Source organism: Polynucleobacter sp. UK-Mo-2m-Kol15, from assembly GCF_018881505.1.
Lineage (GTDB): Bacteria > Pseudomonadota > Gammaproteobacteria > Burkholderiales > Burkholderiaceae > Polynucleobacter.
The window spans coordinates 1,763,587-1,783,105 of sequence record NZ_JACVQC010000001.1 but is presented as its reverse complement, the minus strand read 5'-3'; the positions used below and the strand labels follow the sequence as shown (position 1 = coordinate 1,783,105).

19 protein-coding genes are annotated in these 19,519 nt (G+C 46.1%); 17 read left to right on the top strand and 2 right to left on the bottom strand.

Going from position 1 to position 19,519, the window contains the following annotated elements; genetic code table 11:
- Positions 1-68: 68 nt before the first annotated feature.
- Positions 69-752, top strand: coding sequence for a C40 family peptidase (locus tag ICN43_RS09240; RefSeq protein WP_216199104.1), 684 nt, complete (start codon positions 69-71; stop codon positions 750-752).
- 153 nt (positions 753-905) lie between these two features.
- Here ICN43_RS09240 and ICN43_RS09235 read toward each other — a convergent pair whose 3' ends face one another.
- Both ICN43_RS09235 and ICN43_RS09230 read right to left on the bottom strand, forming a co-directional pair.
- On the bottom strand, positions 906-1,067 hold the full coding sequence (locus tag ICN43_RS09235; protein WP_216199101.1) for a hypothetical protein: 162 nt from the start codon (positions 1,065-1,067) through the stop codon (positions 906-908).
- A 57-nt stretch (positions 1,068-1,124) separates the two neighbouring features.
- On the bottom strand, positions 1,125-2,039 hold the full coding sequence (locus tag ICN43_RS09230; RefSeq protein WP_216199098.1) for a patatin-like phospholipase family protein: 915 nt from the start codon (positions 2,037-2,039) through the stop codon (positions 1,125-1,127).
- A 203-nt stretch (positions 2,040-2,242) separates the two neighbouring features.
- On the opposite strand from ICN43_RS09230, the gene scpB reads away from it, so the two are divergent.
- The 16 genes from scpB to arsH all read left to right on the top strand — a co-directional run bounded on the left by scpB (position 2,243) and on the right by arsH (position 19,506).
- Positions 2,243-2,950 (top strand): SMC-Scp complex subunit ScpB, encoded by a 708-nt coding sequence (gene scpB, locus ICN43_RS09225; protein WP_216199095.1) that lies wholly within the window; start codon positions 2,243-2,245, stop codon positions 2,948-2,950.
- 6 nt (positions 2,951-2,956) lie between these two features.
- On the top strand, positions 2,957-4,720 hold the full coding sequence (gene rluB / locus ICN43_RS09220) for a 23S rRNA pseudouridine(2605) synthase RluB (RefSeq protein ID WP_216199093.1): 1,764 nt from the start codon (positions 2,957-2,959) through the stop codon (positions 4,718-4,720).
- Between the two features lie 173 nt (positions 4,721-4,893).
- Positions 4,894-5,385: a ribosome maturation factor RimP gene (gene rimP / locus ICN43_RS09215; RefSeq protein ID WP_216200046.1), complete on the top strand. Its 492-nt coding sequence runs from the start codon at positions 4,894-4,896 to the stop codon at positions 5,383-5,385.
- Entirely contained in the window at positions 5,382-6,863 is a 1,482-nt protein-coding gene (nusA, locus tag ICN43_RS09210; protein ID WP_216199090.1) for a transcription termination factor NusA, read from the top strand. The genes rimP and nusA overlap by 4 nt, the downstream gene beginning before the upstream one ends.
- A 13-nt stretch (positions 6,864-6,876) precedes the next feature.
- Positions 6,877-9,669 (top strand): translation initiation factor IF-2, encoded by a 2,793-nt coding sequence (gene infB, locus ICN43_RS09205; protein WP_216199087.1) that lies wholly within the window; start codon positions 6,877-6,879, stop codon positions 9,667-9,669.
- A 14-nt stretch (positions 9,670-9,683) separates the two neighbouring features.
- The gene (gene rbfA, locus ICN43_RS09200) at positions 9,684-10,052 is read left to right on the top strand and encodes a 30S ribosome-binding factor RbfA (RefSeq protein WP_216199084.1); all 369 of its coding nucleotides are present in this window, start codon (positions 9,684-9,686) and stop codon (positions 10,050-10,052) included.
- 6 nt (positions 10,053-10,058) lie between these two features.
- Positions 10,059-10,970, top strand: coding sequence for a tRNA pseudouridine(55) synthase TruB (gene truB / locus ICN43_RS09195; protein WP_216199082.1), 912 nt, complete (start codon positions 10,059-10,061; stop codon positions 10,968-10,970).
- A gap of 70 nt (positions 10,971-11,040) precedes the next feature.
- Positions 11,041-12,858 carry a translational GTPase TypA gene (typA, locus tag ICN43_RS09190; RefSeq protein WP_216199079.1) on the top strand — a complete coding sequence of 606 codons (1,818 nt, stop codon included), beginning with the start codon at positions 11,041-11,043 and terminating at the stop codon, positions 12,856-12,858.
- A 93-nt stretch (positions 12,859-12,951) separates the two neighbouring features.
- The gene (locus tag ICN43_RS09185) at positions 12,952-15,315 is read left to right on the top strand and encodes a Tex family protein (RefSeq protein ID WP_216199076.1); all 2,364 of its coding nucleotides are present in this window, start codon (positions 12,952-12,954) and stop codon (positions 15,313-15,315) included.
- A gap of 82 nt (positions 15,316-15,397) precedes the next feature.
- Positions 15,398-15,652: a type II toxin-antitoxin system prevent-host-death family antitoxin gene (locus ICN43_RS09180; RefSeq protein WP_216199072.1), complete on the top strand. Its 255-nt coding sequence runs from the start codon at positions 15,398-15,400 to the stop codon at positions 15,650-15,652.
- A complete protein-coding gene (locus tag ICN43_RS09175; RefSeq protein ID WP_216199070.1) occupies positions 15,652-16,068 on the top strand; it encodes a type II toxin-antitoxin system VapC family toxin in 417 nt (138 codons plus the stop codon). Before ICN43_RS09180 ends, ICN43_RS09175 begins: the two co-directional genes overlap by 1 nt.
- A gap of 73 nt (positions 16,069-16,141) precedes the next feature.
- Complete coding sequence (gene modA, locus ICN43_RS09170) at positions 16,142-16,894, top strand: molybdate ABC transporter substrate-binding protein (RefSeq protein WP_216199067.1); 753 nt, start codon at positions 16,142-16,144, stop codon at positions 16,892-16,894.
- A 37-nt stretch (positions 16,895-16,931) separates the two neighbouring features.
- Positions 16,932-17,258: a helix-turn-helix transcriptional regulator gene (locus tag ICN43_RS09165; protein WP_216199064.1), complete on the top strand. Its 327-nt coding sequence runs from the start codon at positions 16,932-16,934 to the stop codon at positions 17,256-17,258.
- Positions 17,258-17,737: an arsenate reductase ArsC gene (locus ICN43_RS09160; RefSeq protein WP_216199061.1), complete on the top strand. Its 480-nt coding sequence runs from the start codon at positions 17,258-17,260 to the stop codon at positions 17,735-17,737. Before ICN43_RS09165 ends, ICN43_RS09160 begins: the two co-directional genes overlap by 1 nt.
- On the top strand, positions 17,734-18,786 hold the full coding sequence (gene arsB, locus ICN43_RS09155) for an ACR3 family arsenite efflux transporter (protein WP_216199058.1): 1,053 nt from the start codon (positions 17,734-17,736) through the stop codon (positions 18,784-18,786). The genes ICN43_RS09160 and arsB overlap by 4 nt, the downstream gene beginning before the upstream one ends.
- Positions 18,787-19,506 carry an arsenical resistance protein ArsH gene (arsH, locus tag ICN43_RS09150; protein ID WP_216199055.1) on the top strand — a complete coding sequence of 240 codons (720 nt, stop codon included), beginning with the start codon at positions 18,787-18,789 and terminating at the stop codon, positions 19,504-19,506.
- Positions 19,507-19,519: the final 13 nt, after the last annotated feature.

Genomic DNA, 19,519 nt, shown 5'->3' with positions numbered 1-19,519 from the left:
TTGAAAACAATAACTTAGAAATTGACACAGCACTTTGTTAAATAGCCCTTCTTTGTTAGAATGGTCTGATGTCACTTCAAAAAGATCTCCTGCCAGTGCTTGCGAAGCAGTTGCCAATGGCTGTGCTGATTTCACTCACACTCTTTGCCCTTCCGGCAAGAGCGGTGGATGCTAATTCTGAGGCTCCGAAAGATGCGCCTGTTGAAGTTGCTAGAGATGTCCCCAAAGAAACTATGTTTCAGGTGGGCAAGTCCTACTTTGCTCGCGTATCAGATCGATTGGCGGATTCAGTAACCGGTAAATCGGATGAGTTGATTAATCGCGCCATGGAGGTTATTGGCGTGCGTTATCGCTGGGATACAGAGTTACCACAATCGGGTTTAGATGGCAGTAGTTTTGTTGGCTATGTCTTTAAAGATAAATTAGGCTTTTTATTGCCCCGTAAATCTACCCAGATGAGTCGAGTTGGCAAACCCATTAATCGCGAAGAATTGCAGCCTGGTGATTTAGTATTTTTTAATACTATGCGTCTAACTTTCTCGCATGTCGGCATTTATGTCGGCGACAATAAATTCATTCACTCTCCATCTAAAGGCACCAGCGTCCGTGTAGATGATCTTGGTAGCCTCTACTGGGATAAGCGCTTTGATGGTGCGCGTCGTTTGGATGGAAGTGATAATTTAGGTGACGCGGAACGCAAAGAGTTGTTAAACGAAGTTAATAAGCTCAAGCGTAAATCTCGCAGCCTTTAATTCTCTTTTCTTTAGAAGCTGGCTGCTAGCCCAACAGAGGTGCCTCGGACGTTCTGTCCAAATTGATAGCGAAATACTAGGCGTACCCTGCTAAACATGGGGCCTGATACGCTGCGGTCAAGCTCTATACCAGTGCCCACTGAGGAGAGTGAGTCAAGTGGTGATTGATAGGGATCCTGTGGTGACATTCGGAGTTAGCAAGTAACCAGTGATAGTCATGAATGCATCAGTGCGCTTCTTCAGATAATTATTGGCTGTTGTGCTGAGTTGACCTGATTGCAATACAAGCTCTAAGAAGAATGGTGATAAATTCATAAAAAAATAGTACGGAATCCTAAATCAATACCTTAGTCTTGGGTAGATGCTCTTGGGCTAGCCTCGAAGCTTTTCTTTTAGGGTATTCATTTGCTCTTGGGCTGCTACTTCGCCCGCTAGGATTGCTGCATTTCTGGATTTAAAATCACCACTACTCATTTGTTTGAGATGGGGAGTAATCACAATATCAGCGCTCTTCAATTCATATTGATTGATACTTCGCTGCATGATGGAAATAGTTTGCTGCATGACTCCAAAGGTTCCGCTGGCATCTTGGTGAACTGGCTCCGAGGAAATATTAACTGCAATAACTAGTGTTGCACCCATCTGCCTAGCGTAACTTACTGGGACTGGAGCAACCAAGCCTCCATCAACATACTCTTTGCCGCTAATCACAGCGGGCTGGAATACTCCCGGAATGCTACATGAGGCACGAACTGCGAGACCCGTGTTGCCGGACCGAAATAAAACTCCTTTACCCGACTGCAATTCAGTAGCCACAACTCCTAAGGGGATGCGCATCTGCTCGATAGATTTATTTTGTACCTCACGATTGACCATGTTTTGCAGTGCATCCCCTTTGATGAGGCCACCAAACCTTCCAGCAAAAGGGAGCCCCCAGTCGGCAATCGTTGCTTCATCGAGATTAAGAGCCAGTCGATTCAGGTCGTTACCGGTGGCGCCAGAGGCAAATAAGGCGGCAATCACGCTCCCAGCACTACTTCCGACTACGATATCGGGTCTGATGCCTTGGGCTTCTAGGGCCTTGATGACGCCTACGTGAGCAAAACCTCGGGCTGCTCCAGCCCCCAAGACTAAGCCAATGACAGGCTTGCGACTGCTCATTAAGCTACAAGCCGTGAGGCTTGAACCCCCAATGAGAGCCCCTAAACCTAATCCAAGGCCCAAAAAGCGACGTCTTCTATCAACCTTGGAGTGTAAAAGAGGGAGTGGGGCGTTAATTTCATGCATGTGGCTATTGTATTGAGCCTCCCTTATAATAGTAAAACGGTGAGCGAAAAAGACTTCGTTTCAGCGCGGGTATCTTTCCTATGTAGATTTTCGGAGATGAATTGCCCGTAGTAGCTAAATAGCGCCACCAGAACATCACCAACTAATTACTGAAATACATTTTTATAGTCTCATCAGGCCAATTGCCTGATAGCCCGAATTTTATGGATGATCACAATAAACGCGTAATTGAAACAGCCCTCTTGTGCGCGCAAGAACCTCTAACTGTTGCCGATCTGACGCGCTTATTTGCTGAAGATATAGCCTCTGTCGAAATTGATGATGCTCTCTTGGAGCTTCAAAAGACCTGGGAAGATAAGGGTATGGAGTTGGTACACATTGCGACCGGCTGGCGTTTTCAGAGTCGCTTGGCAATGCGTGAGTATCTTGATCGCTTGACCCCAGAAAAGCCTCCGAAGTATTCTCGCGCTGTGATGGAAACCTTGGCAATTATTGCTTACCGTCAACCAGTTACTCGTGGTGAGATCGAGGAGATTCGCGGGGTTGCAGTAAGCAGTAATGTGATGAAGCAATTAGAAGATCGTGGTTGGGTTGAGGTCATTGGTCATAAAGAGACTATTGGTCGTCCAGGTTTATATGCCACCACCAAACAATTTTTAGATGATTTAAGCCTCACGAATTTACAAAGCTTGCCAATGTTGGAAGATACCGCGCCGATGGCTGCGGCAGAGCATTTGGGTCAGGCGGTAATGGAGTTTGATCCGAGTGCTACGGTTGAAACAGTGATTGAGCTAGACGAAAACGGTCAGCCAATCATTCAGCAGACAATTGAAGAATCCGTAGGCGAAGAGACAATTGAAGTAGAAGAAGTTATCCCAAAGTCTGCAGATAAACCAGACGAACAAAAATAATTATTAATGACAAGTCATAACGAAAACGATTCATCTCCGATTAAATCAACATCGGATAATTCTCCTGATTCTGAATCTGCATCTCATTCTGCAGAGGGCATGAAGGGGGAAGTGCGAGAAGGCGGTCAGCGTCGTCCACGCCGCCAAGGCGCTGGTGCCGGCAAGCATCCCTTTAATAAGAAACGCCCATTTAACAAAGATCGGCCTCGTCGCGAGGGTGGAGATTCTGGAGGTATGCGAGAGGGTGGCAATCACTCGGCAGCCAAACTTGCTCCAAATCCAGCCGAGAGCGAGGCATTATTTGCATCGGTTGTTTCTGGAGAATTCGACGCTGCATTAGATGCGCCAGAAGTAGTTGAAGTTAAAAATCCTGATGGCCTCAATGAAAATGATATTTCTCACCAGACCGGTGCTGAGCGTCGCGCTCAACGTGTGCGTCATGATGATGATGCTGATATGCCTAGTGATGATGAGATGAGTAGTTTGCAATTTGCAAACATCGATGATTTACCGCTCAGCTTGCGTGATGAAGTTTGGTCTGACTTAGATGGTTTGGATGACGAAGCTGACGACGAGGACACTGTGAAGTTGCACAAAGTGCTGGCTGATGTTGGCATGGGTTCACGTCGCGATATGGAAGACTTGATTATTCAGGGGCGCGTATCTGTAAATGGATTGCCTGCTCACATTGGTCAGCGTATTGGACCAACAGATCAGGTGCGCATTAACGGTAAGCAAGTTCATCGTAAGATTCAGACCAAGCCACCACGCGTGATCATGTATCACAAACCTTCCGGTGAAATCGTGAGTCAGTCTGATCCAGAAGGTCGTCCCACAGTATTTGATCGTTTGCCAAAACCACGTCAAGGGCGTTGGATTGCAGTAGGCCGCTTGGACTTTAATACTGAAGGTCTCTTGTTATTCACCACTTCTGGCGAGTTAGCAAATCGATTAATGCATCCTCGTTACGGTGTTGAGCGTGAGTATGCTGTCCGCATCTTGGGTGATCTCAGTCAAGAAAATATGGCTCAATTAAAGACCGGTATTACCTTAGATGACGGCCAAGCCAAATTCTTGCGTCTCTCTATGGGTGGCGGGGAAGGTGCCAATCGTTGGTACCACGTTGCTTTGACTGAAGGTCGTAATCGCGAGGTTCGCCGGATGTTTGAGGCAGTTGGTCACACGGTATCTCGCTTAATTCGAACTCGTTATGGCATTTTCTTATTACCTCCACGTTTAAGGCGAGGTAAGTGGGAGGAGATTGAAGCCGGGGGCATCTATAACTTGATGAAGTTTGCGGGCTTAAAAATGCCGCAACCTCAAGACAAAGGTCGTAGCCCAGTTTCTGGGGGTCAAGGACGTGATCGTAATCCTGCTTCAGGCGGAGATTTCCAGCCAGATCCAATGCAAACTTCGGTTTCTTATTGGGGTTCTCGAGATGCCTTAACCCAGGCTAATGGCCACGGTGCGCTAACTCATCAAGCTCGGGGTGGTAAACCTGGTGGTGGTTCTGGCGAAGGTCGCGGCCCTTTCCGCGGTCGTACCCAAGGAGGTCGTCCTGGCTCAGGTGGTCAGGGTGGTCAAGGTGGCGGACAGGGAGGCCAAGGCCAGAACCGCAATAAAGGCAAGAAAGTCCATCATGGACAGTCGGCTTTTGTAACGGCAAGCCCTCAAAGCCCAGGAAATGGTCCTAAACGCGGAGCACCAAAAGGGCGTAAACCTTTCAATAAAGGCCCTAGAAAACCTCGAAATCCAAGCGAAAGCTTCTGATTTCTATCGGTTTTCCTCTAAATCGGCTATAATTTTGGACTTACAGCAGTTTGTTGCTGTTTTGAGTTGTTACCGACTGATGTTGCGATCAACGTAAGTCGGCCTGTTCTGAATTTCGAGAATATGGGCTTTGAAGCCCATTTTTTTTTGCCGTTTTGGATTGAAGGGTGTTCGTGAAAGATCAGCGGATTATTTCTGCAGAGGTGGAAAACTTGGGTTACACGCTAGTTGATATTGAGCGTGAAGCCGGAGGTTTGCTGCGCGTCACGATTGAAAACCCAGATTACGAGCACCTGATTAATGTCCAGGATTGCGAGAAGGTAAGTCACCAGTTGAGCTATACCTTGCCAGTGGAAAACATTCCTTTTGAGCGTCTAGAGATTTCTTCTCCTGGTTTAGATCGCCCTGTTAAATCAGCAGCTGATTACGAGCGCTTCTCTGGAATGGAAGTGGATTTGAAGTTGCGGGTTGCCGTTGGCGATCGCAAGAAGTTTCGTGGTGTGTTGCAAGGTTTGCTGAGTGGCGAGTTGGACTCGCCTGATGCGAAATTTGGTTTGTTGTTTGAAGGTGCCGATGGCGCTGAGTCTCAATTGGAGTTTTCTTTAGCCGAAGTCGATAAGACTCGGTTGGTCCCTGTTATTGATTTCAAAGGAAGAAAGTCATGAGCCGAGAAGTTCTCATGTTGGCAGACGCCCTAGCGCGTGAAAAGAACGTAGATCAAGCGATTGTGTTTGAGGCGCTAGAGATGGCGTTGGCATCAGCCACCAAGAAGCGTTATCCAACCGAAGATGTGGATATTCGTGTGTCGATTGATCGCGACTCTGGTGAATACGAAACCTTCCGTCGATGGTTGGTTGTTCCTGATGAGGCCGGCCTCCAAGAGCCGGATAAAGAAATTTTGCATTTTGAAGCCCTCGAGCAATTTCCTGATATGGAGGTTGGCGAGTACATTGAAGAGCAAATTGAATCTTTAGCCTTTGGTCGTATTGGCGCACAAGCCGCTAAGCAAGTGATCTTGCAGCGTATTCGTGATGCTGAGCGTGAGCAGATTTTGAACGACTACCTTGAGCGTGGCGAAAAAGTCATGACCGGTACCGTGAAGCGTGCTGATAAGAATGGTTTGATTATTGAATCTGGTCGTGTAGAAGCTTTGCTTCGTCGTGATCAAATGATTCCAAAAGAAAATCTGCGTTCTGGTGACCGTGTTCGCGCGTACATCCTCAAGGTAGATCGCGAAGCCCGTGGCCCGCAGATTGAACTTTCGCGTACTTGCCCTGATTTCTTGATCAAATTGTTTGAGAACGAAGTTCCAGAAATGGAGCAGGGTTTATTGGAGATTAAGGGTGCGGCTCGCGATCCTGGTATCCGCGCAAAAATTGCGGTGATTACTTATGACAAGCGTATTGATCCAATTGGTACTTGCGTTGGTGTTCGTGGTACGCGCGTTACTGCAGTTCGTAACGAAGTTGCTGGCGAAGCGGTTGATATTGTGTTGTGGTCTGAAGATCCGGCGCAGTTTGTAATTGGTGCTTTGGCTCCAGCACAAGTCTCTTCTATCGTGGTTGACGAAGAGCGCCATGCCATGGATGTGGTGGTTGATGAAGAAAACTTGGCAATTGCAATTGGCCGCAGCGGACAGAATGTACGACTTGCTAGTGATTTAACTGGTTGGCAGATCAACATCATGACTCCAGAGGAGTCTGCTGAGAAAACTGAAAAAGAAGCTGCTTCTGTACGTCAATTATTTATGGATAAATTGGACGTTGACCAAGAAGTGGCTGATATTTTGATTGAAGAAGGCTTCAACACCCTTGAAGAGGTTGCTTACGTACCCCTTTCTGAAATGTTAGAAATCGATTCTTTCGACGAAGACACTGTAAATGAATTGCGTACTCGTGCACGTGACTCCCTCTTGACTATGGAACTAGCTAAAGAAGAGCGCGTTGGCGAAGTCTCACAAGATTTACGTTCCCTCGAGGGAATGACTACTGAGTTGATTGCCAAGCTTGCTGACAATCAAGTTCACACACGTGACGACTTAGCTGAACTAGCTGTTGATGAGCTTGTTGAGGCGACACAAATTGACGAAGAAACCGCGAAAACGCTCATCATGAAAGCGCGCGAACATTGGTTTACTTCATGAGAGGAAGTAGTGCATGGCAACAACAGTAAAAGTACTCGCTAAAGAATTAAAACGTACCGCGCCAGATCTTCTGGAGCAATTGAAGGCGGCCGGTATCGACAAAGGTTCTGAGGACGACAGCATTACCGAGAAGGACAAGACTGTCCTGCTTGAGCATTTGCAAAAAGAGCATGGCAGCGCGGATACAGGTAGTCGCAAAAAGATTACTTTAATCAAGCGTGAAAACTCAGAGATTCGTCAGGCAGATTCTGCTGGACGCACTCGTACCGTTCAGGTTGAGGTTCGTAAAAAGCGCGTACTCGTTAAAGCGGGAGATAAAGCCCCTGAAGAGACACCAGCTCCAGTTGCTAAGGAAGTTGCTCCTGCAGCACCTGCTAAACCAATCCTCTCTGCTGAAGAGTTAGAAAAACGCGCTGCCGAAGCGACTCGTCAAGCTGAGTTATTGGCTCGTCAAGAAGCAGAGATGAAAGCCGCAGAAGATGCTCGCCAAAAAGAGGCTGATGCAGTAGCTGCAGCTAGTGCTGCTGAGCCAGTTGTGGAGAAGCCAGCCAAGTCAGTTGCTGATGCATCCGTTGCTGAAGCAGCAGCCGCAAAGGCTGCTGATAAGAAAGCTCAGGCGGATAAGGTTGCCAAAGATATCGCTGATTCTAATAAAGCACAGTTGGCTGACATTACAAAACGTCGTGCTGCTGCTGAGGCTGAGGCTTTGGCGATTCGCGACATGATGAGTACACCTGCCCGTGTCCTCAAAGCGCCTAGTGAAATTGCTGCGGAAGAGGCTAAAAAGGGTACTTTACATAAGCCTGCTAAGGCTGAGGGCGCTGACGATAAGAAAAAAGCAGTTGCTAAGGTTGGTGGTAAGACAATTAAATCTGCAGAGACTTCCTCTACCTGGCAAGAAGAGGGTGCCAAGAAACCTGGCGGCCTTAAGACTCGTGGCGACAGCTCAGGTGGTGTCGGTGGTTGGCGTTCAGGTGGCGGTAGAAGAAAGCAGCGTCAAATCGCAGAAGCTAACGTAGATACCAACTTCCAGGTCCCAACAGAACCAGTTGTACGTGATGTTCATGTTCCTGAAACTATTACAGTTGCAGAGTTAGCTCATGCCATGGCTGTGAAGAGTGCAGAGGTAATTAAGCTCTTGATGGGTATGGGTCAGATGGTGACGATTAATCAGATCTTGGATCAAGATACTGCCATGATCATCGTCGAAGAAATGGGCCATACTGCGCATGCTGCTAAGTTAGATGATCCAGATTTAGATCTCGGTATCACTGGTCACGATGCGGAGCTATTGTCGCGTCCACCCGTTGTTACGGTGATGGGTCACGTTGACCACGGTAAAACATCTTTACTCGATAAGATTCGTGCAGCTAAGGTTGCTACTGGCGAGGCTGGCGGCATTACTCAGCACATTGGTGCTTATCACGTTGAGACTCCACGCGGCATGATTACTTTCCTTGACACTCCGGGTCATGAAGCCTTTACGGCCATGCGTGCTCGTGGTGCCAAGGCAACGGATATCGTGATCTTAGTTGTTGCAGCAGATGACGGCGTAATGCCACAAACTAAAGAGGCAATTGCTCATGCGGTAGCGGGTGGAGTGCCAATTGTTGTGGCAATTAATAAGATTGATAAACCAGAAGCTAATTCAGAACGTGTAAAAACGGAGTTGGTTGCTGAGCAAGTGGTGCCAGAGGAATACGGTGGTGATGTGCCATTTATCGGAGTCTCTGCAAAAACAGGTGAAGGTATTGATGCCTTGCTTGAGAACGTACTTTTGCAAGCAGAGATTCTGGAGCTCAAGGCAGCAAAAGATGCTCCTGCGCAAGGTCTCGTAATTGAGGCGCGCTTGGATAAAGGTCGCGGTCCTGTTGCTACTATTTTGGTTCAGTCAGGCACGCTCAAGCGTGGCGATATGTTGTTGGCTGGTTCAACCTACGGGCGTGTCCGTGCGATGTTGGATGAAAACGGTAAACCATGCAATGAAGCTGGCCCATCTATCCCTGTAGAGATTCAAGGTTTATCTGAAGTACCTGCAGCTGGTGAATCAGTACAAGTGGTACCTGATGAGCGTAAAGCTCGTGAGATTGCGCTCTTCCGCCAAGGCAAGTTCCGGGATGTGAAGCTGGCTAAACAGCAAGCATTCAAGCTCGAAACCATGATGGAAAACATGGAAGAGGGTGCAATTGAAGCGAAGTTGTTACCACTCATTATTAAAGCTGATGTACAAGGTTCTCAAGAGGCCTTATCTCAGTCATTGCAAAAGCTGTCTACTGCAGAGGTGAAAGTTCAAATCGTTCATGCCGCAGTGGGTGGTATTACTGAAACTGACGTTAACTTAGCGGTTGCTTCTAAGGCCGTCATTATTGGCTTTAACTCACGTGCAGATGGTGCAGCACGTAAGCTGGCTGAAAATAATGGTGTGGATATTCGTTATCACAATATTATTTATGATGCGGTTGATGAAGTGAAAGCTGCGCTGAGCGGTATGTTGACACCAGATAAGAAAGAAGAAATCACCGGTATGGTGGAGATTCGTCAAGTCTTCTTGGTATCTAAAGTTGGCGCGATCGCAGGTTGCTTAGTGCTTGATGGTGTTATTAAGCGTAACTCTAGCGTTCGCCTCTTGCGTGACAACGTGGTGATCTGGACTGGTGAGTTGGATTCTCTCAAGCGCTTTAAGGATGATGCAAAAGATGTGCGCGCAGGTGTTGAGTGCGGCCTTTCTCTAAAAGGCTACAACGATATCAAAGAGGGTGATCAACTTGAAGTCTTTGAAGTTACTGAAGTTGCCCGCACACTCTAAGATGTACTCAGTTAATGCATAAAACTAGCCCTCATCGTAACCAGCGTCTCGCCGATCAAATTCAGCGAGACCTGGCCGAGCTTATTCCTCGCGAATTGCGTAGTCCAAGCTTAGGCTTAATTACTTTGCAGAGCATTGAGCTGACTCCAGATTTAGCTCACGCAAAAGTCTTCTTTACCGTCTTAGGTGCTGAGCCTGAGCTTGCATTGAAAGCACTCCAAGATAAGGCAGGTTATTTGCACTCTTTATTGTTTAAGCGTTTGCATATCCATACAGTACCAACTTTGCATTTCCATTACGATAGTTCTGTTGAGCATGGCATTGAAATGTCGCGCTTAATTGATCAAGCGGTGGATAGTGATCGCAAAGACGAGAACGCGTAAATAGTTATGTCTGTACGTATCGATGGCGTTGTACTGCTTGATAAACCAGCTGGTATGAGCTCGCAAGGGGCAGTTACTGCCGTCAAGCGTGCATTCAATGCAGAGAAAGCGGGACACACAGGCACTCTGGATCCCATGGCCACTGGTTTGCTTCCGATCTGTTTGGGTGAGGCGACTAAGTACTCTCAAGATCTATTGGAAGCTGATAAAACTTATATCGCACAAGTAAAGTTTGGTCAGCGTACTGATACTGGTGATGCCGAAGGCTTAGTCATTGAAGAATTACCGCTCCCAGTATTCGCAGATGAAGTTGCTTTGAAGTTAGCACTAGAGTCATTGCTTCCAACATTTACTGGACCCATCAGTCAGATTCCACCAATGTATTCTGCGCTGAAGCGTGATGGCAAACCTTTATATGAGTACGCCCGCGCAGGTGTAGAGCTAGAGCGTGCTTCTCGAGATATTACAATTCATGCAATTCGTTGGACTAATCTACGGTGGCCAGAAGCTACTTTAGAGGTGAGCTGCAGCAAGGGCACTTATATCCGCGTACTGGCGGAAGATATTGGCAAGGCCTTGGGTTGTGGAGCGCATTTAGTTGGCCTGTGCCGCACCGAAGTAGGTCACCTAAATCTAGAGCAGTCTTTCACAATTGAAACTATTCAGAAGGGCTTGCAAGAGAGCTCTAACTATATCTTGCCAGTCGATGCCCTATTGCAGACTTTGCCGCACTTAACTGTCGATGAGCAACAGGCAAAGCGATTGGAGATGGGGCAGCGGGTCCCGCTCAATTTGCCATCGATAGAGGCGCTAGTGCGCATCTATCGTGCAACTGCTGCTCCCCATAACTTTATTGGTACTGGTGATTGGCGCTCGGGGGTCTTGCATCCCAAGCGCTTGATTTCTTCGGCCCATTAACATTTTTGACTTATTAATTGATTAACCTTATCTAACCCGAATTTCATATTCTTAACTTCAGAAGCTTCACATGACTAAACGCGCACTTCGTAATATCGCCATCATCGCCCACGTTGACCACGGTAAAACTACTTTGGTTGACCAACTCTTGCGCCAATCTGGCACATTCCGATCCAATGAAAAAATGACAGAACGCGTCATGGATTCAAATGACTTGGAAAAAGAGCGCGGCATCACTATTTTGTCTAAGAACTGTGCTGTGGAGTATGACGGTACACATATCAATATCGTAGATACGCCAGGACATGCCGACTTCGGCGGTGAAGTAGAGCGTGTGCTTTCCATGGTTGACGGTGTTCTGCTCTTGGTAGATGCGGTTGAAGGACCAATGCCGCAAACTCGTTTCGTAACCAAGAAAGCCCTAGCTCTTGGATTGAAGCCTATCGTTGTGATTAACAAGGTGGATCGTCCAGGTGCTCGTTGTGATTACGTTATTAACGCTACATTTGAATTATTTGACAAATTAGGCGCCACAGAAGAGCAGTTGGATTTCCCGGTGGTATTTGCTTCTGGTCTGAACGGTTATGCTGGTTTAACTGATGATGTCCGCGAAGGCGATATGCGTCCATTGTTCGATACAGTTTTAAAGCACGTCCCAGTTCGTGATGACAATCCAGAAGGTCCTTTGCAGTTGCAAATTACCTCCATTGAGTACAGCACTTACGTAGGTAAGATCGGGGTAGGCCGAGTAAACAGGGGAACTGTGAAGCCATTGATGGATGTGGTATTCATGGATGGTCCTGATGGCGTACAACGCAAGGGCCGCATTAACCAAGTATTGAAATTCCGTGGTTTAGAGCGTGAGTTGGTTGATGAGGCTCAAGCTGGTGACATCGTATTAGTAAACGGTATTGAAGACTTGGCTATTGGTACAACGATCTGCTCTCCAGACGTTCCTGAATCATTGCCAATGCTCAAAATTGATGAACCTACTTTGACTATGAACTTCATGGTGAACACTAGCCCATTGGCTGGTCGTGAAGGTAAGTTTGTAACTAGCCGCCAGATTCGTGAGCGTTTAGATCGCGAATTAAAATCTAATATGGCTTTGCGTGTAAAAGAAACTGATGATGACACTGTATTTGAAGTGTCAGGTCGTGGTGAATTGCATCTTACGATCTTAGTAGAAACAATGCGTCGCGAAGGTTACGAGTTGGCAGTTTCCCGTCCGCGGGTAGTATTCCATGAAGTCGATGGCGTAAAGATGGAGCCGTACGAGAACTTAACGGTTGATCTGGAAGATACAACTCAGGGCGCCGTCATGGAAGACTTGGGTAAACGCAAAGGTGAGTTACTTGATATGGTGAGTGACGGAAAAGGTCGCACGCGTCTTGAGTATCGTATTCCTGCACGTGGCTTGATTGGTTTCCAAGGTGATTTCATGACCATGACTCGTGGTAATGGTTTGATGAGTCACACATTTGATTCGTATGCGCCTGCAAAAGATGGTATCTTGGGTGAGCGCCATAACGGTGTTTTGATTAGTCAAGATGATGGTGAAGCAGTTGCATATGCCTTGTGGAAATTACAAGATCGCGGCCGTATGTTTGTGAGTCCTGGCGATCCTTTGTATGAAGGTATGGTTATTGGTATTCATAGTCGTGACAATGACTTGGTTGTGAATCCAATTAAAGGTAAACAATTAACTAACGTGCGCGCCTCTGGTACCGATGAAGCCGTTCGCTTAGTAACACCAATCGCAATGAATCTCGAGTACGCTGTTGAATTTATTGATGATGATGAATTGGTTGAAGTAACACCCAAGAGTATTCGTATTCGTAAGCGCTACCTTAAGGAGCATGAGCGTAAGAAGGCTTCACGAGATTAAGTTAGCTCAGCTTTACAACAAAAGTCACCTCCGGGTGGCTTTTCTTCTTCATTGAAATCCATATTCCAAAAGTAATAGTAAAAATAGACTCTTATGCTGCCATCCATTGAACAACGTCTTGCCCAAGAGTTATCCGCTAAACCTGCACAAGTAGCTGCTGCTATCGCATTGATGGATGAGGGTGCAACCGTTCCCTTTATTGCACGTTATCGCAAAGAAGCAACTGGTGGTCTAGACGATACGCAGTTACGTTTACTGGAGGATCGACTCGGTTATTTGCGAGAATTAGAAGAGCGTCGTAAAGCAATTGTTGCGTCGATTGAAGAGCAGGGTAAGATGACCCCAGAGTTGCTCAAGACCATCATGCTGGCTGAGGATAAGGCGCGCTTAGAAGATCTCTATCTCCCTTATAAGCTCAAGCGTCGTACTAAAGCGCAAATCGCTTTAGAGGCGGGTCTAGAGCATCTGGCTAATGATTTATTGATCAATCCCATGCTTGATCCGGAAACGGAAGCGGTCAAATATCTTAAAGAGGCATTTACATCAGATCAGGGTGATAACCCTGGCGTAGTTGATATCAAGGCGGCTCTTGAAGGCGCACGTCAGATTTTGATGGAGCGCTTTGCTGAAGATGCTGAGCTAGTGCAATCACTCAGAACCTACTTGCAGGAGCATGGTGTCGTCGAATCTAAAGTGATTGCTGGTAAACAGCAGGAGGGTGAGAAATTCGCGGATTACTTTGATTATTCCGAGCCCATCTCGGCAATTCCATCGCATCGTGCCTTGGCTTTATTTAGAGGTCGTCGTGAGCAAATACTGATGGTTAACTTACGTCTGGATACTGAAGAAGAAAAGCCCAAATGGGACGCACCGCATAATCCTTGCGAGTCCCGTATTGCAAATCAGTTCAAGATTAAAAACGAAGGCCGCCCAGCCGATCAATGGCTTGCAGAGACCGTACGTTGGACCTGGCGCATCAAGTGCTCCATGCATTTGGAGTCTGAGCTGATGAGTGCTTTGCGTGAACGATCCGAAGCTGAGGCAATTAATGTCTTTGCACGCAACCTTAAGGCTTTACTGTTGGCTGCACCAGCAGGACCAAAGGTTACTATTGGTTTAGACCCTGGAATGAGAACGGGGGTTAAGGTGGCGGTAGTAGATGTGACTGGTAAGGTGGTGGATACTGATGTGATCTACCCGCACCAGCCTAAGAATGATTGGGATGGCTCACTGCATACCCTTGCAAAATTAGCCGAGAAGCACAAGGCAACCTTGATTTCGATTGGTAACGGCACTGCCTCACGTGAGACTGATAAGTTAGCGCAAGATTTAATAAAAGCCAAACCTGAACTCAAGCTGACAAAGATTGTGGTCTCTGAAGCAGGAGCATCGGTTTACTCTGCCTCCGAGTACGCCTCAAAAGAATTGCCTGGTATGGATGTGTCATTACGTGGAGCGGTCTCGATCGCACGAAGGTTGCAAGACCCATTGGCGGAGCTTGTCAAAATTGATCCGAAGTCCATTGGCGTCGGTCAGTATCAACATGATGTGATGCAAACCCAACTAGCTAAGTCGTTAGTTGCGGTAGTTGAGGATTGCGTAAACGCAGTTGGCGTTGATGTGAATACAGCATCAGCCCCTTTGTTATCAAGAGTATCGGGCTTAAGTAGCACAGTTGCTGAAGCTATCGTCACCTATAGAGATAGTAATGGCGCCTTTCAGACGCGGGCAGATTTACGTAGTGTGCCACGCTTAGGTGAAAAGACCTTTGAGCAGGCCGCTGGTTTCTTGCGCATCATGAATGGTAAAGATCCATTGGATGCTTCTGCTGTTCATCCAGAGTCCTACCCCTTAGTTGAGAAGATTCTGAAAGATATTCAGAAGGGTGTTAAAGAAGTGATCGGCGATGCCAGAATACTTAAAGGACTCAAGCCAGAAAAATATGCTGATGAGAAGTTTGGAGTTCCAACTGTTACTGACATTATTAAAGAATTAGAAAAACCTGGTCGCGATCCGCGTCCCGAGTTCACCACGGCGACTTTTAAAGATGGCGTAGAAAAAATCAGCGATCTCAAGGAGGATATGATCTTAGAAGGTGTTGTTACTAACGTTGCGGCCTTTGGCGCATTCGTGGATATTGGTGTTCATCAGGATGGCTTGGTTCATATTTCTGCATTAGCCAATACCTTCATTAAAGACCCACATACCGTAGTAAAAGCAGGGCAAGTTGTTAAGGTCAAGGTGCTGGAGGTGGATGAAAAACGCAAGCGGATTGCATTAACAATGCGACTCTCTGATGAAGCGCCTAAGGTTTCAGTCAGTTCAAGGCCTGAACATAAGCCAAATAGACCCTCTAACCCAAGAGCCCCAGAAGCGAGAAGATCGCAAGAGGATAGAAGAGCTTCGCCTCCAATCAATAATGCAATGGCTGATGCTTTGCGTAAATTAAAGGGATAAATCCCTCTCTCGGGAGGGTGTTTGAGCTCCCAAGATTAATGTAGTAACATTGCTACATTAATTATCCTTTGTGGAGGTTTCAATGATCACCACCTTATCGAGCCGAGAATTTAATCAGGATACTGGTAAGGCCAAAAAGGCCTCTGAAACAGGCCCAGTTTTTATTACTGATCGCGGTAAGCCTGCGCATGTACTAATGACTTTTTCAGACTACCAGCGAGTCCTGGGAAAAAGAAAAAATATGTGTGATCTTTTGGGGGTGAAAGGAGTGGGTGAAATTGAATTTGAGCCTGCGAAAGTGCAGGGCCTCACGAGGGCAATTGGAGATTCTTTGTAATGTATTTATTGGATACCAATGTTGTATCTGAATTGAGGAAATCAGCTGATGGTCGAATCAATAAGGGTGTTCAGTCCTGGGCTGAAGCAATCTTCCCAGAGTTCATGTTCATTTCTGCGATCACAGTATTAGAATTAGAAATCGGTGTGTTACAAATTGAGCGCCGAGATAAAAAACAGGGGGCTTTACTTAGAGGTTGGCTAAACCACAATGTCTTGCCAGCGTTCTCCGAGAGAGTCTTGCCGGTTGATCTAGCTGTTGCTCAACGCTGTGCGAGCCTGCATGTGCCAAAGCCTAAATCAGAGCGAGATGCCATGATTGCAGCTTCTGCTATTGAGAATCGAATGACTATCGTGACTAGAAATGTATCTGATTTCAGCCAATCAGGTGTGAAGGTTTTTGATCCCTGGATTTAGAAAGTCTTGATGAAGGTTTAAGGCGTCCTATATAGTTCGGTGGGTATACATATGAGTTTAGATAGTTAAAAAAATGACCCCAATCAAACAGATTCTTTTGGCTTTTCTAGCTCTGTATGTCTCAGCCTCTTTGGCTCAAAAAGCTCCGACAGTAGCCGCAGCTTCGGACCTCAAGTTTGCCTTAGAAGAAATTGCTGCTAACTATAAGGCCGATAAAGGACAAGAGGTAAGGTTGGTGTTTGGCTCATCTGGAGTACTCTGGCAGCAGGTAAAAAATGGCGCACCATTTGGTCTGCTGATGTCTGCAGATGAAGCTTATATAGATGATTTATATAAAAACGGTTTAACAGTAGATCAGGGAAGCCTTTACGCAATCGGCAGAATTGTCCTCCTGCAAAAAAAGGGAAGCCCAATCAAGCTAAGTGCTGATCAACAGAGTTTGATACAAGCAATTAAAGAGGCAAAGAAAATTGCTATAGCCAATCCAGAGCATGCACCCTACGGAATGGCTGCAAAAGAATACCTCATCAATATTGGAGCCTGGGATCTAGCCCAACCCAAATTGGTATTTGGAGAAAATATTTCTCAAGCAACGATGTTTGCTTTAACGGGCGCAGCAGATTTTGCAATTTCAGCTCTATCTCTAGCTATGGCACCCCAAGTTCAATCTGCCTATGTATTGATTCCGAGTAACTTACATAAGCCCTTAAGACAAAAAATGGCCCTTATCAAAAATAATACAACTAGCGCTAAAGATTTTTACCTTTACCTACAAGAGTCAAAATCTAAGGAGATTATGGGGCGCTATGGTTTTATTGCCCCATAGTCATCTATTTGTAATATAGTTCGATTATTATCGAATCATGAAAAATACTGAAGCCATTCAGGCATTCATTGCCCTTGGACAAGAGTCTCGCTTAAATGTATATCGCCTGATTGTTCAAAAGGGAGATGAGGGCTTATTGCCATCGCAAATCCATGAAATGCTGGGCATTCCTAATGCAACACTCAGCTTTCATTTAAAAGAGCTCTATCAAGCTGGCCTCATTACTGTTGAGCGTCAAAGTCGCAATCTGATCTACAGACCAAACCCAGGAATGGTTGAAGATCTTAGTCAATTCCTACTGGCTAACTGCTGCGGCGGTAAGTCATGCAAAACCGCAAAAACCGTTAAAAAGGTGAATACTTAATGAAACAGTACAACATTCTTTTCCTGTGCACCCATAACTCTGCTCGTTCTGTTTTGGGTGAAGCTTTAGCATCTACCCACCCTAGTGGCAAGTTTGTAGGTTACTCAGCTGGATCAACCCCAGGCACAAGCATTAATCCCATTGCTGCTGATATTGCGGAAGAGTTGGGTATGGACCGCACTCTGTTGAAGTCAAAAAGCTGGGATGTGTATGGGGAGCCCAATGCTCCAAAAATGGATTTCATCATCACAGTATGTGACAACGCTGCTGGCGAGGTTTGCCCTTTTTGGCCTGGTCAACCAGCTACCGCACATTGGGGTTTCCCTGATCCATCGCAAGTGCAAGGTACTAACTTAGAAAAAAGGGCAGCCTTTAATGAGGTGATGAATGGCCTTAAAAGACGGTTAGATATTTTGGCTTCGATGCCATTAGAGAAGCTCGATTCTATGAGTCTTAAAGAGATTCATAGCAAGGCATGAGCTCTATCACTAAAAAACTATCTTTCCTGGATCGCTATTTAACGGTCTGGATTTTTGCAGCAATGGTACTGGGAATTGCCTTGGGGCATTTCATTCCAGGTATCGAGGGGTTTATTAATGCTTTTCAGGTTGGGACAACCAATCTTCCGATTGCTATTGGCTTGATATTAATGATGTACCCACCGTTTGCCAAGGTTCGTTATGAAGACTTGCCTGACGTATTCAAGGATAAGCGCATCTTCGGTATCTCCATTTTGATGAATTGGATTATTGCGCCCACTTTAATGTTCTTTTTGGCGATTACTTTTGTTCCAGATCAGCCGGAGTATATGGCTGGCCTGATTTTGATTGGTATCGCACCTTGTGTTGCGATGGTGATTATTTGGAATGATCTGGCCAAAGGCTCTACTGAATATGCTGCTGGCTTAGTAGCATTTAATGCCATTTTTCAGGTGCTATTCTTTAGCGCTTACGCCTACTTCTTTCTCACTGTACTACCTCCTTTCTTTGGTCTCACTGGATCAAATGTCAGTGTAGGAATGGGGCAAATTACTGAGAGTGTATTTATCTATTTGGGTATCCCTTGCATTGCTGGAATATTGACCAGGGTTGTGATGCTTAAGTTCATGACAAGAGAGCATTACCACGAACATTTTGTGCCCCGCATTGGAAAGATCACATTAATTGCTTTGCTATTCACCATCATCGTCATGTTTAGCCTCAAGGGAGGCGTAATCTTAACGCTCCCCATGGATGTAGTGACTATTGCCGTGCCATTATTGATTTTCTTCCTCATCATGTTCTTGCTGACATTCTTAGTGACCGGCAAGATGGGAATTGATTACAAGAGATGCTGCACGCTTTCATTTACAGCGTCTAGCAATAACTTTGAACTTGCAATAGCAGTGGCCATTGCGGTATTTGGAATCAATTCTGGAGCAGCCTTTGCAGCAGTGATAGGCCCTCTAGTGGAGGTGCCCATCATGATTGGCTTGGTGACTGTAGCTTTGTGGTTTAAAGAAAGATTCTTTACAAAGGATGGAGTCTAAGTGTTTGAATCACCGCTTCAATTTCCAGCTTTAGAAGAGGCGCTTTTTCAGATTCCCTCAACTGAAAAATTGAATATTCAGTCTAGTGATCCTGCACCTCGATTTTTACTACTCTATGGTTCACTACGCGAGAGATCCTACAGTAGGCTTCTTACATTTGAGGCTGCTAGATTGCTAATCGCGATGGGTGGCGAGGTAAAAATATTTGATCCTACTGAGCTTCCTTTGGTTGACAGTGTGCCTGATACCCATCCTAAGGTACAAGAGTTACGTCAATTGGCTTCATGGTCAGAGGGTATGGTTTGGACTTCTCCAGAACGGCATGGCGCAATGACGGGGCTCCTAAAAACACAGATTGATTGGATTCCATTATCCGCTGGCGCTGTCAGACCAACTCAAGGCAAAACCTTGGCTGTAATGCAGGTATGTGGTGGATCACAGTCTTTTAATGCCGTTAATCAAATGCGTATCTTGGGTCGGTGGATGAGGATGATTACTATCCCCAATCAATCTTCGGTTGCTAAAGCCTTCGCAGAATTTGAGGAAGATGGACGCATGAAGCCATCCTCTTTTTATGATCGAGTAGTCGATGTTATGGAAGAGCTCTACAAGTTCACATTACTTACTCGCGGAATTAGTGCTTACTTGACAGATCGCTATAGCGAACGAAAAGAATCTGCCCAGGAATTATCTAAGCGGGTAAACCAGCGCTCACTTTAATAGGGGGCACATC